This is a genomic window from Kocuria atrinae C3-8 (genome assembly GCF_000286355.1).
In the GTDB taxonomy this organism is placed as follows: domain Bacteria; phylum Actinomycetota; class Actinomycetes; order Actinomycetales; family Micrococcaceae; genus Kocuria; species Kocuria atrinae_A.
On the sequence record NZ_AJXN01000106.1, the window covers coordinates 1 to 12,290 of the forward strand.

The 12,290-nt window shown below is 64.8% G+C and carries 12 protein-coding genes and 6 pseudogenes; 16 read left to right on the forward strand and 2 right to left on the reverse strand.

Annotation, left to right across the window (positions count from 1 at the left end):
* Window positions 1–337: 337 nt before the first annotated feature.
* Together YO9_RS0111425 and YO9_RS0111430 are read left to right on the forward strand one after the other, a co-directional pair.
* Entirely contained in the window at window positions 338–1,417 is a 1,080-nt protein-coding gene (locus tag YO9_RS0111425; protein WP_016997583.1) for a glutathione S-transferase family protein, read from the forward strand.
* A 39-nt stretch (window positions 1,418–1,456) separates the two neighbouring features.
* Window positions 1,457–2,300, forward strand: a pseudogene (locus YO9_RS0111430) (HpcH/HpaI aldolase/citrate lyase family protein).
* A 167-nt stretch (window positions 2,301–2,467) separates the two neighbouring features.
* Here the strand turns inward: YO9_RS0111430 and YO9_RS0111435 are convergent.
* Window positions 2,468–2,977 carry an HAD family hydrolase gene (locus YO9_RS0111435; protein ID WP_262925669.1) on the reverse strand — a complete coding sequence of 170 codons (510 nt, stop codon included), beginning with the start codon at window positions 2,975–2,977 and terminating at the stop codon, window positions 2,468–2,470.
* Complete coding sequence (locus YO9_RS20065; protein WP_262925670.1) at window positions 2,917–3,171, reverse strand: HAD hydrolase-like protein; 255 nt, start codon at window positions 3,169–3,171, stop codon at window positions 2,917–2,919. Before YO9_RS20065 ends, YO9_RS0111435 begins: the two co-directional genes overlap by 61 nt.
* Window positions 3,172–3,350: 179 nt before the next feature.
* Between YO9_RS20065 and YO9_RS18285 the strand changes: the two are divergent.
* The 14 genes and pseudogenes from YO9_RS18285 to YO9_RS0111495 form a co-directional block, all read left to right on the forward strand.
* Window positions 3,351–3,859, forward strand: a pseudogene (locus tag YO9_RS18285) (MsnO8 family LLM class oxidoreductase).
* Window positions 3,860–3,861: 2 nt separating this feature from the next.
* A complete protein-coding gene (locus YO9_RS18290; protein ID WP_223286462.1) occupies window positions 3,862–4,272 on the forward strand; it encodes an LLM class oxidoreductase in 411 nt (136 codons plus the stop codon).
* A gap of 76 nt (window positions 4,273–4,348) precedes the next feature.
* Window positions 4,349–4,849 (forward strand): hypothetical protein, encoded by a 501-nt coding sequence (locus YO9_RS20070; protein ID WP_016997586.1) that lies wholly within the window; start codon window positions 4,349–4,351, stop codon window positions 4,847–4,849.
* Window positions 4,850–4,926: 77 nt separating this feature from the next.
* Window positions 4,927–6,574: pseudogene (gene malQ, locus YO9_RS0111445) on the forward strand (4-alpha-glucanotransferase).
* 264 nt (window positions 6,575–6,838) lie between these two features.
* Complete coding sequence (locus tag YO9_RS20075; protein ID WP_016997589.1) at window positions 6,839–6,967, forward strand: hypothetical protein; 129 nt, start codon at window positions 6,839–6,841, stop codon at window positions 6,965–6,967.
* 100 nt (window positions 6,968–7,067) lie between these two features.
* Window positions 7,068–7,304, forward strand: a complete 237-nt coding sequence (gene rpmB / locus YO9_RS0111455) for a 50S ribosomal protein L28 (RefSeq protein WP_016997590.1) — start codon at window positions 7,068–7,070, stop codon at window positions 7,302–7,304.
* Window position 7,305: 1 nt separating this feature from the next.
* Window positions 7,306–7,473: a 50S ribosomal protein L33 gene (rpmG, locus tag YO9_RS0111460; RefSeq protein WP_016997591.1), complete on the forward strand. Its 168-nt coding sequence runs from the start codon at window positions 7,306–7,308 to the stop codon at window positions 7,471–7,473.
* 4 nt (window positions 7,474–7,477) lie between these two features.
* Window positions 7,478–7,783 (forward strand): 30S ribosomal protein S14, encoded by a 306-nt coding sequence (gene rpsN / locus YO9_RS0111465; RefSeq protein ID WP_016997592.1) that lies wholly within the window; start codon window positions 7,478–7,480, stop codon window positions 7,781–7,783.
* Window positions 7,784–7,861: 78 nt separating this feature from the next.
* Window positions 7,862–8,144, forward strand: a pseudogene (locus YO9_RS0111470) (HU family DNA-binding protein).
* 305 nt (window positions 8,145–8,449) lie between these two features.
* Window positions 8,450–8,926 carry a hypothetical protein gene (locus YO9_RS0111475; protein WP_223286463.1) on the forward strand — a complete coding sequence of 159 codons (477 nt, stop codon included), beginning with the start codon at window positions 8,450–8,452 and terminating at the stop codon, window positions 8,924–8,926.
* Window positions 8,927–9,046: 120 nt separating this feature from the next.
* Window positions 9,047–9,721: a copper resistance CopC family protein gene (locus tag YO9_RS0111480; RefSeq protein ID WP_016997594.1), complete on the forward strand. Its 675-nt coding sequence runs from the start codon at window positions 9,047–9,049 to the stop codon at window positions 9,719–9,721.
* A gap of 30 nt (window positions 9,722–9,751) precedes the next feature.
* Complete coding sequence (locus YO9_RS0111485; RefSeq protein WP_016997595.1) at window positions 9,752–10,417, forward strand: copper chaperone PCu(A)C; 666 nt, start codon at window positions 9,752–9,754, stop codon at window positions 10,415–10,417.
* Window positions 10,407–11,681 (forward strand): annotated as a pseudogene (locus YO9_RS0111490) (Dyp-type peroxidase). The gene YO9_RS0111485 and the pseudogene YO9_RS0111490 overlap by 11 nt, the downstream one beginning before the upstream one ends.
* A gap of 81 nt (window positions 11,682–11,762) precedes the next feature.
* Window positions 11,763–12,290, forward strand: a pseudogene (locus YO9_RS0111495) (copper resistance protein CopD); the annotation flags it as partial.

Genomic DNA, 12,290 nt, shown 5'->3' on the forward strand with positions numbered 1-12,290 from the left:
TCGTCCCGACGCTCAGGCAGCCGCGAGGACCGGCGCAGGACGCGCAGGCCGTGCAGACTGCGTGGGCTCGGGCGTGCCGGCTGCATCGGCACGCGGCACCCGCACGCCGTATTCGGGGCGCTCCGCGTCGCGATCCCGGGAGTTCTCGGAAGGATTGCTCGTTGAGTTCATGATGTTCACCCCGACAAAGGAAGCGGCCGTTCATCGCGGTCGACGCGGTATGTATGCAGCCACTGTAGCCCCGGTGGCGTCACCTGATTACGGTGGTCAGTGTCATAGCAAGCTCGCATAATGATGACGTATCATCAAAATAAACCATTGATGTGAGGAGCGCACCGTGACCGACGCGAAGAACCAGGACAAAGACAAGTATTCGACCGCGGGGGCCTACGTCCACGCCGGTGAGGAATTCAACCGCGACACCACCTATATCGAGGATCGGATCGTCGCCGACCCCGAGTCCGCCGAACTGAGCGAGGGTGCGCAGGCGTGGCCGGTCGAGGCCGGACGCTACCGACTCGTTGCCGCACGCGCGTGCCCGTGGGCCAACCGCACCCTGATCGTGCGCCGCCTGCTGGGTCTTGAGGACGCCATTTCCGTGGGCTTGCCCGGTCCCACCCACGACGTTCGTTCGTGGCAGTTCGACCTGGACCCCCAGGGCAAGGACCCGGTGCTGGGCACCGAGCGTCTCCAGGAGAACTACTTCAAGCGGTTCCCGGACTACCCGCGGGGCATCACGGTGCCGGCCATCGTGGACATCCCCACCGGTGAGGTGGTGACCAACAACTTCCCCCAGATCACTGAGGATTTCGCCAAGGAGTGGACCGAGTTCCACCGAGAGGGCGCCCCGGATCTGTGGCCGGCCGAGCTCGAGGACGAAATGCGCGATGTCATGAAGCGCATCTACACCGAGGTCAACAACGGCGTGTACCGCTGCGGCTTCGCCGGGTCCCAGGAGGCCTACGACAAGGCCTACGAGCGGCTGTGGGTTGCCATGGACTGGCTCGAGGAGCGCCTGGCCGACAAGCGATACCTGATGGGTGACCACATCACCGAGGCGGACGTGCGGCTGTTCACCACCCTGGTCCGTTTCGACCCGGTCTATTACTCGCACTTCAAGTGCTCGCGCCAGAAGCTCACCGAGCTGCCCAACCTGTGGGGTTACGCCCGTGATCTGTTCCAGACTCCCGGTTTCGGCGACACCGTGGACTTCGAGCAGATCAAGGAGCACTACTTCATCGTGCACGAGGACATCAATCCCTCCCAGATCGTTCCCATCGGCCCGGATCTGAGCAATTGGATGTCCGAGCACGGTCGTGAAAAAATGGGTGGTTCCCCGTTCGCGGACGGTGCTACCGCACCGGGTCCGGTGCGCTCCGGTGAAGAGGTCGACCCTGCGCACACGCCCCTGGCCTAGTTCCTGTCCACCACAGTTCCTTGAAGTAAAGGGAGATTAGTGACTCCGTATCGTAATCAGCGCGCCGCAGACCTGCCCGCTCGGCTGTCGCGTTCATGGCTGTTGACCTCCGCGGCGGACACGTCGCTGTTCGCCCCGGCGTTGGCCTCTGAAGCGGATTCGGTGATCTTCGACATCGAAGATGCCGTGCCCGAAGAGGACAAGGACACCGCCCGCGCGAACATGATCCAGGCCATGCAGGACGGCGCGAGCGCGTGGGTGCGCGTCAACGACATCACCAGCCGCACTGGGAGAAGGACCTGGCCGCGCTGAGCGAGGTCAAGAACCTGCGCGGCATCGTGTTGGCCAAGACCGAGCACCCCGACCACATCACCAAGACGGCCATGATGAGCCGCGCCGGCACACCCGTGGTGGCGTTGATCGAATCCGCCGTGGGTCTGATGAACGCCTACGACATCGCTCGCGCTCCGGGCGTGTTCCGCTTGGCCTTTGGCGTGGGTGATTACCGTAAGGACACGGGTGCCTCGGGCGATCCCATGGCGCTCGCCTTCGCGCGTTCCACCCTGGTCACCGCGTCTCGCGTGGGCGAGCTGCCCGGTCCCATCGACGGCCCGACCAACGGTGTGTCCCGCGAGGGGCTCGAGGACGCGTGCAAGGTCACCCAGTCCATGGGCATGACCGGCAAGCTCACCCTGGATCCCGATCAGACGGACACCATCAACCACGCGCTCGCGCCCAGCGAGCAGGAGATCCGCTGGGCCCGCGAGATGATCGAGAAGGCCAATTCCGGTCACACCGGTGCGGACGGTTCCTACCTCCCGCGCTTGGCACGTGCCAAGAAGTTTCCGAGCTCGCCGAGACCTACGGTCTCTGGAATAGCTAGTACCGCCCTACGGTCTCTGGAACAGCTATAGCTTTTTCAGGACGACGACGACGCCGCTGCGCCCCGTTTCCTGCCTCACGGCGGGTTGCGGGGCGCAGCTGTTTCGCGGGGCGCGTCTTTCTTAGGGCAGTTAATTCACGGCGTGGCGCACGGGTTTCGGGTGCCGGTCAGATTCCCCAGCCGGTCATGAACTCGCGCACGCGCGGGTCCGCCAAGGAGTCGGCGACAAAGTGACACGAGAGGGGCTCGTCATGGCCGTTGGGAACGCCCAGCACCCAGAGCCCAGCTTTGGACGCGGCCGTGGTGCCGGCGGGGGAGTCCTCGATCGCGAGCGCTTGATCGGGTTCAACGTCCAGTCGGCGAACGGCTTCTTGGTAGATATCGGGGGCCGGCTTGCCGTGGGGGACGTCGTCAGAACTGACCCACGTGGTGATGATCTCGTCCAGGCCCAGGGCGCGCACCTTGCGGTCCAGGACTTGCGCCGTGGAGTTGCTGGCCACCGCGACGGGCATGCGTTCGGCGAAGGCGCGGACGGCTTCCAGGGCACCGGGCAGCGGTTCCAGAACGGTTGAGACGACTTCCGCCTCAACCTCGATCAGGTGATCGTAGACCTCGTTCAGGCTCGGCTTTTCGCGGCCTTGCTCGGCAGCGACCTCACCCGCGCGTCGGTGATCCACTGCGCGACGTCGGCCGCGGACAATCCCATGAGCTGCTTGTGGGCGGCCTGGTTGTAGTCCACGCCGTAGTCCGCCGCGACTCGGTCCTGGACCCCGGCCCAGGCGGTCTCCGTGTCCATGAGCACGCCGTCGCAATCGAACACTACGGCGGCCGGACGCCAGTCTGCGGGCGGTGCGGGCAATGAAGGCTTCATGGGGCAATCCTCACATGACGAACGTGGCCGGGTGACAAACGAGTAATAGCATCAAAGATGATGACCCAGTGGACGGCCGGTGAAAGGACCACACCGTGGCAGCAACCCAGAATTCTCGCGTGAACCTGTCCGCCCTGGACCTGGTTCCCATTATCCAAGATCGACCGGTCGCCCAGTGCGTGCGCGATGCCACGACGTTGGCGCAACGGCTCGAGGCCGCCGGATACGCGCGAGTCTGGTACGCGGAGCACCATAATTCCGAGTCCTTCGCCTCCTCAGCCACGGCCCTGCTCATGGGGCAGGCGCTCGCGGCCACCTCCACCATTCGTGTGGCTCCGGGGGCATCATGCTGCCCAACCACGTGCCGCTCACCGTGGCCGAGAGCTTCGGCACGCTGGAAAACCTGTACCCGGGACGCGTGGACCTGGGGCTCGGGCGGGCGCCGGGAACCGACATGCGCACGGCATTGGCGCTGCGCCGCGGACAGGGCGGACACGACACGTTCCGGCAGGACATCCATCAGCTCGAACGCTACTTCGGTGGTCAGAACGGGGAACCCATTCGCGCCGCGGTGGCCCGAGACACCCGGGTCCCGCTGTGGATCCTGGGTTCATCGACGGACGGTGCCCTGGTGGCGGCATCGTTGGGTCTGCCCTACGTGTTTGCGTCGCACTTCGCACCGGCATGATCATGGATGCCATCGAGGTATATCGCAGGTCCTTCGACGCGTCGGCGCCCACGGCCACCCTGGAAGAGCCGTACGTCATGATCGCCGCCAATGTGCTCGCGGCCGACACCGAGGCCGAAGCGCGCCGCCAGTTCACCACCCACCAACTTTTGGTGCGTGGCATGGCGCGTAACAACAGGACACCACTGCAGCCGCCGGTTGACCAGGTGGAACTGACTCCGGCGGAAGCGGCCTTCGTGGAACAGCACCTGGCCGTCTCCGCGGTGGGCGCACCCCAGCAGGTGGCCGAGCAGCTCGAACAGGTCGTGGAGGTCACCCGCGCGGACGAACTGATGCTCAACAGCTACGCGTTCGACCCCGAGGTGCGGGCGCGCAGCTTCGAGCTCACGGCACAGGCCTGGTCCGAATCGTGACGCGCTGAGCCGCCGGAGGACAAGCGGAGAGGTCATGTGCGCGGAAGATCATCACCCGGCTGATTAGAGTGGAACCATGGCGGACAGCGGATCACACTCAGGCGAGACTTCACTGCAAACACTGGCTTCCCGCTACGGCGTGGCCACCGAACACCAAGGGTTTGACGGTGAACCCAAGACGGTTCCGGATGAGACTCTGGGCAAGGTGCTCACCGCACTGGGCGCGGACGTTTCCTCCCAGGCAGCGGTGCAGGACAGCCTCCGTGCCCGCGAGGAAGCACCGTGGCGGCGCATGCTGCCGCCGGTGGTAATTACCGAAGTCGGGACCTATACCACCGTGGACGTCACCGTCCCCGTACGCTCCGACGTGCGCGTGCGGCTGTGGCCGGAAAACCAGCCGGAGCTGGCCCGGGAACTGGATGCGGCGGCGTCGTCGGACACCCGAGAGATCGATGGCGTGAGTCTGGAACGGCGCCGCTACGAACTCCCCGAAGATCTGGAACTGGGCTGGTACAGCCTGGAAGCGAATGTTCGGAGGTCAATGACGGACAGCCCGAGTCGATCCACCTGGCCGTGACTCCGCAGCGGTTGAACACGACCGACAAACTGCGCGGACAGCGCCGCTGGGGCTACATGGCGCAGCTGTACTCGCTCATGACCTCGCGCTCGTGGGGTGTGGGCGACCTGTCCGATCTGGCCTCGCTGGCGGCCATCAGTGGTACCCAGGGAGCGGACTACGTGCTGATCAACCCGCTGCACGCGGCGGAGCCGGTGCCGCCCATCGAGCCCTCGCCGTACTTGCCGTCGAGCCGACGCTTCTTCAACCCGCTGTACCTGCGTCTCGCGGACGTGGCCGAGTTCGCGTACCTGCGCCCAACGACCGCGAGGTGGTCGAGCACTTGGCCGTGGTGCAACGCAAGAAGGTGCTGGATCCGAGCACCATCGACCGTGACACCGCTTACGAAGCCAAACTCAAGAGTCTCGACCTGCTGTTCACCGTGCGGCGCTCGCCGTACCGGCAGCAGCAACTGGAGGCCTTCGTGGCGCGCGGAGGTCAGGCGTTGCGGGACTTCGGCCTGTGGTGCGCGCTGCGCGAAGAGCTCGGTGAGGACTCACCGGAATGGGACCACGGTGCCGCGTCACCGGAGGCACCCTATGCACGAGAGGCGCGCACACGTCTCGAGAAACGCATCAATTTCTATGTGTGGCTGCAATGGCTGCTGGACGAACAGTTGGAGGCCGCTCAGCGAGCGGCCACCGGGCGGGTATGGACATCGGCGTGGTGCACGACCTGGCCGTGGGTGTGAGCAAGAACGGTGCTGACGCCTGGGCCCTGCAGGACACCATGGCCAGCGGCGTGAGCGTGGGTGCCCCCGCGGACATGTACAACCAGCTCGGCCAGAACTGGAGCCAGCCGCCGTGGCACCCGGAGCGGCTCGCCGAGGCCGGCTATCAACCGTGGCGCGACATGCTGCGCAACATCTTCCGGCACGCCGGAGGCATCCGCATCGACCACGTGATCGGATTGTTCCGACTGTGGTGGATTCCGGACGGCAACCAGGCCTCGGAAGGCGCTTACGTCTACTACGACCATCAGGCGATGCTGGGCGTGCTGGCCCTGGAAGCCGAGCTGGCGGACGTGGTGGTGGTCGGCGAGGACCTGGGCACCGTGGAACCCAGTGCCCGGCAATACCTGGAACAAAAGGGTGTGCTGGGAACCTCCATCCTGTGGTTCGAGATGGACGAGGACGAGCCGCTGGACCCGTCCGAGTACCGCGAACTGTGTATGGCCTCGGTCAACACGCACGACCTGCCGCCCACCGCCGGCTATCTGGAGGGCGTGCAGCTCCAACTGCGCGAGGATCTCGGGTTGCTCGCCCGTTCCCCCGAGGAGGAGCGCAAGGAAGCCCAGCAGCAACTCGACACGTTCTTCGCCGCGGTCGAGGCGGCCGGTCTGCTCCCGGACGGGACGAACAGCAGCGAGGAAGCCAAGATCGAAGCGCTCTACCGTTACCTGGGTCGAGCTCCGTCCATGCTGTTCAACGTGTCCCTGGTGGACGCGGTGGGGGAGCGGCGGATCCAGAACCAACCCGGCACGAGTGACGAATATCCCAATTGGCGGGTTCCCTTGGCCGACGGCAACGGGATGTACGTCCTGCTCGAGGAACTGAACCGCATGGATCGGGTCCGGGCACTCGTGAAGGCGGTCAACGAGACCCTGGGAACGCACTCGCGCGAACCCGGAGTGACCGTCCATGAGCCGCTCGAACACCGGGATATCGCGGAACCGTGCGGAAAATAAGGAGTCATCATCAGGGGTTCCCCCGCCAGAAAAATTAGGTTAGATTAGTCTTACCTAATCTCCTGGGTGAGGAGTTGGGAACCGCACAACGTGTTCTGGGGTGTGCGCCGGGTCATGGACGGCGCGCACCCCGAACTCGTGTTAAAAGCAGCCGAGTTTGCCCCTTGGGCGCCTACCGCTAAGATAGTCCTGCGCTCAATCGCACCGTTTTTAACGTTGAGTTTGCGAGAGAGATCGTAGAAGCCTAGAATTTAAGGTTGTCGTGTGGTGGAGTCCATCTACCGGCGCCTGATCTTCACCGTCTTCGTCGTGGCGAGTGCCCTGACCGGTACTGACGCGGGGCAATTGAGCACCACCGCCCAGCGCACGAACGGTGGCATTTTCTTGAGGTGACGGATCACTCTTGGCCGCAGCTGTCAGCGTGAACACAAAACATTGACAGCGACCATGCGTGCCGTCATTTCGTCGACATTGGACATTGGAGGAGAACACTATGGCAGCGCACTGCCAGGTGACCGGAGCTCAGCCGGGCTTTGGACACAGCATCTCGCACTCGCACCGCCGCACCAAGCGCCGGTGGAACCCGAACATCCAGAAGAAGCGTTACTGGGTGCCCTCGTTGCGTCGCAACGTCACGCTCAACCTGAGCGCCAAGGGCATCAAGGTGATCGATGCTCGCGGCATCGACTCCGTGGTTAACGAGCTCATTGCACGTGGGGAGAAGATCTGAGATGGCTAAGGACAAGGACGTACGTCCCATCATCAAGTTGAAGTCCACCGCAGGTACCGGCTTCACCTACGTAACCCGTAAGAACCGCCGTAACAATCCTGACCGCATGGTCATGAAGAAGTACGACCCGGTGGTTCGTAAGCACGTCGATTTCCGCGAGGAGCGCTAAATCCATGGCAAAGAAGTCCAAGATCGCCAAGAACGAGCAGCGCAAGGTCATCGTCGAGCGCTACGCCGCCAAGCGCGCAGAGCTGAAGAAGACTCTCGTGGATGAGAACGCAACCCCGGAGGCTCGCGAAGAGGCTCGCCTGGGTCTGCAGAAGCTCCCCCGCGACGCTTCTCCCATCCGCGTTCGTAACCGTGACCAGATCGATGGTCGTCCCCGCGGTACTTTCCAGCGATTCGGAATCTCCCGTGTTCGCTTCCGCGAGATGGCTCACCGCGGCGAATTGCCGGGTATCTCCAAGTCGAGCTGGTAATTTCTCACTCGGAAGCACTGGGCGCGTATGCTCCCTATTTCCAAAGAGAACGCCAATTAAGTCCAGGAGGACAAGCACATGGCTAAGAACCGCAGCGAACTCGTTGCCGAGGTTGCCGAGAAAGCCGGCACCACTCAGGCCGCCGTCAACGCGTCTGGATGCAATGTTCCAGGTCTTCGAGAGCTCCGTTTCCAACGGCGAGAAGATCACCATCCCGGGTTGGATGTCCGTCGAGCGCACCGACCGTGCCGCTCGCCAGGGCCGTAACCCGCAGACCGGTGAGACCATTCAGATTCCGGCCGGCCACGGCGTCAAGCTGACCGCCGGCTCCAAGCTGAAGGCTGCTGTTTCCTCCAAGTGAGGTAAGCCTGCGCGGGCGACACGCTCGTGTTAGTTCAAGGGACCGTCCACGTTATTCGTGGGCGGTCCCTTGTTCGTTTCCGAGTTCGTGGATTCCCCGGATCACGCGCATAATGGAGGGGAATTTATTGGCTGGTCAGATCCCCGGAGGTGTGCGGTGACTTCGCGTGCGCGCCGTCTTGCCCGGGGATGGGCCGCATCGCTGATCGCCACCGGCCTGGCCGCCGCGTCTCACGCAGCCGTCGACGCACGTGGCCGCCGCTCATCCTGATCCTTCTTTCGGCCGCGCTCGCTGCTCCCGTCTGCATGCTGCTTGCGGGTCGCGTGTTGTCGCGCGTGAGTGTGGCCGCGGCGGTGGTCGCCAGCCAGGGGATTCTCCACGGGCTGTTCGCCCAATCGGGTCACGGGGTCACGGCCGTGGACCACACGCACCACGTCACCAGCGCGGCTGCCGAGGGTACCCCGCAGCTCGTTGTGACCTTGGCACCGGATCTGGGGCACCACGGGATGGGCATGCTGGTGGCACACCTGATCGCAGCCATGGCCACCTATGCGCTACTGCGCCACGGGGAGGTCGCCTCCGTGCGACTGCTCGACGCCGTGTCGCTACGCGTGCTCGCGTTGGTGCGCGTTCCCGTGCTGCCCGTGCTGCCCGTGATGCGCACGGTGCCGCGCCGGATTGCGTGGACCTCGCCTCGTGCCCTCGTGGATCAATTGCTGCTGCCGGTCGTGCACGGCTTCAGAGGCCCTCCCGCGCGCGGGGCGGCCCCGGTTTTCGCGTAATTCTTCAGCGCCCGTAGCGGGCCCTGCGGTGGAACCGAAAGTGCCGTCACAGCCACTTTTCACTTTCCGCTTCATGCCGCCTACCGCGGCAGTAATGCGTCCCAGACGCAGGAGAATTTCATGCACATTTTTGATGCCACAGTCCCCGTCCGTTCCGCACCATCAGCACGGACGACGGCGCCGCCCCGCGCCGTCGCGCGTGCCGCTACAGACCGTCGCCCGCTCGCCGCTGTGTTGCTCGCGTTCCTCACGGCTCTGTTCATGCTCGTGAGCACTGCACAGCCCGCAGCCGCCCACGACGAGCTGGTCAGCTCCGACCCCGAGTCCGGGGCTTCCCTGGACGCTTCCCCGGAATCCCTGACCCTGACGTTCTCCGGAAACGTGATGGACATCGGGCGGGAGATCCGGGTGACGGACTCCAACGGTGAATCCCTGATCGAACGGGAATCCACCGTGGAGCGGCAGCGCGTGATTCAGCCGCTGAGCAACCCCGGTTCCACCGAGGACGAGACCTACACCGTGGTGTGGCGCGTGGTCTCGGAGGACGGTCACCCCATCGAGGGAACCTACGAGTACACCGTGGGCGAGGGAGCTGGTGAGCAGGCCGGTCAGGGCCCCACCCAGGAGGCGTCCGCCGCCCCCACGAGCGAAGAGAACGACACCGCAACCGAGGCCGCTGAGCCCGCCGGTGACTCCGGGACTCCCGGTTGGCTGATTCCCGTGATCGGTGGTGTGGGTGCCCTCGCGTTGCTCATCGTGGTGCTGGTTCTGGCCACCCGCCGCAAGAAGCACTGACGCGCGCTCGGGACTCTGGACAAGGAACTGATGATGAAGACAACCACTGCACCGTCTAACTTCCCGCTGCCCGTTGCCGTGCGCCGCGGCATCACTTCGCTGGCTGTCCTCGGCCTGGCAGTCACCGCGCTCACGGGCTGCTCGGCCGGTGGCAATCAGGCCAGCGACGAGACGCAAGCCCCGGCGGCGTCGTCGGCGGAGGACAACGCCGGGACCGAGCAGGTCGTTGAACTGACCGACGGTTGGGCAAAGGCCGCGGACTCGAACATGACGTCCGTGTTCGGCTCGCTCAAGAACACCGGCGATCAGCCCGTGACGCTCGAATCGATCGATGCCGGGGGCACCGCGGGCGTGGCAGAACTGCACGAAACCGTGATGAACGACCAGACCGGCTCGACCGAAATGAAGCGTGTCGAAGGCGGCTTCGAGATCGCTCCGGGGGAGACCAAGACGCTCGAACCCGGCGGCGACCACATGATGCTCATGGAGCTGAAGTGCGCCGTGAAGTCGGGCACGGATCTCACGGTGGAGCTGGGTTTCGATAACGACCGGACGCAGCAGATCACTGTCCCGGTGCGTGACTACGCGGGGGCGCAGGAGCATTACGCCCCGGGTGAGGAACACAGCGAGCACGGCGAACACTCCGAGATGCCCAGTCCGGAATCTTCGGCGCTTCCGGAATGTCATGAGCACTGACGACACCCCTGCTCGTGAAGGCCTGCAGCGGCGATCGCTCCTGATCGGAGCGGTCGCCGGTGCGGGCGTCACCGGCATCGGAGCTGCCTCGGCGGTGGGCCTGAACGAGGCTCTCGGCGCCACGGAGGATCCCACCGCGGATCATTCCGACGCCGCCCGCCACGGATTACAGGTCGAGCCGTTCCACGGTGCGCGCCAGGCCGGCGTGGCCACGCTGCCGCAGGCCTTCTGCGCGTTCGTCGCGCTGGACCTCAACCAGGGCGCGAGCAAAGATTCCCTGCGGCGCATGCTTCGCGTGCTCAGTGACGACGCCGCCGCGCTCACCCAGGGCCGCGCCCCGCTGTGGGATCAGGAACCGTGGCTCGCGGAGAACCCGTCGCGGCTCACAGTCACGTTCGGTTTCGGCCCGAAGGCCATGGCGCTGATCGACTCGTCGAAGCGCCCGAGTGGCTCGAACCCCTCCCGGCCTTCGACATCGACCAGTTGCAGGACCGCTGGAACCAGGGAGATCTGTTGCTGCAGCTGTGCTGCGACGACAAGCTGACCCTGGCCCACGCCCAGCGTGTGCTGCTCAAGGACTCCCGATCGTTCGCGAAAGTGCGCTGGATCCAGGACGGTTTCCGCAACACGGTGGGTGCCACGCCCGCGGGTCAGACGATGCGCAATCTGTTCGGCCAGGTGGACGGCACGGTCAATCCGTATCCGGGGGAAGAAGATCACGAGAAAGTGGTCTACGGGCAGGACGGTTTCGAGCCGTGGATCGAGAACGGCACGTCACTGGTGCTGCGCCGCATCCACATGAACCTGGACACCTGGGACGAGGCAGACACCCCCGCCCGCGAGGACTCGGTGGGCCGGAAACTGGCCGACGGCGCACCCCTGACCGGTTCCAAGGAACACGACGAACCGGACTTCGAGGCCAAGGGCCGCTCGGGTTCCGGTGATCGCCTCCTACAGCCACATCCGACGCTCGCGCACCGACAATCCGGACGAGAAGATCTTCCGCAGGGTGTACAACTACGACCTACCGGTGGCGGACGCTTCCGGCATGAGCCGTTCCGGTGACATCAGTGGGGGAGTGTCCAACACGGGCCTGATCTTCGCGTCCTATCAATCCGATCCGACCCAGCAGTTCGTTCCCATCCAGAAGAAACTGGACGAGATGGACATGCTCAACACCTGGACGGTTCCCATCGGCTCGGCGGTGTTTGCGATTCCGCCCGGGTGCGAGGAGGGTGGATTCATCGGAGACGGGCTCTTCTGATCGGATGAATCACTGCATGTCAGGGTCAGCGGGTAACAACACGGGAATGGTCGCCGCACGCGGGGCCGAAGGAGCACACGAATGAGCACTGCCACTGGGGCGAAAACCCCGGGAAGCGCAAAGCCCCAGCGGTCCGAGATCGCGGGGGTCAGTCTCAACCCCTGGATCATTGCCGTGGTGGTGGTGGCCGCCATGATCGGCATGACCGCCGCGCTGCTGTACGGTGGCGCCTCGGATCCGCGCGAGGTCGCGGATCCGGGTGCCCTGGTCCGGTGGGGTCTGCCCGCGCTGGAAACCGTGCACAACATTTCCATGGCCGTGGTCATGGGCGCTCTGCTGCTGGCCATCGGCGTGGTCCCGCGATTCGCGGACCTCACTCGGAAGCGACCGCCGCGCAACAGCCGCGACCAGTCGGCCGAACCGGATCACCCCGTCTATTCTTCGGTACTCCAGCTGGCCCAGGCCGCCTCGGTCGTGTGGACCGTTGCCGCCATTGCGGTGCTGATCTTCACGTACTCGGATGTCTCGGGTACCGGTCTCGGTTCGGGGCAGAACTACACCCAGCAGCTGACCCACTACATCACCGAGATCGCCACGGGTCAGGCCCAG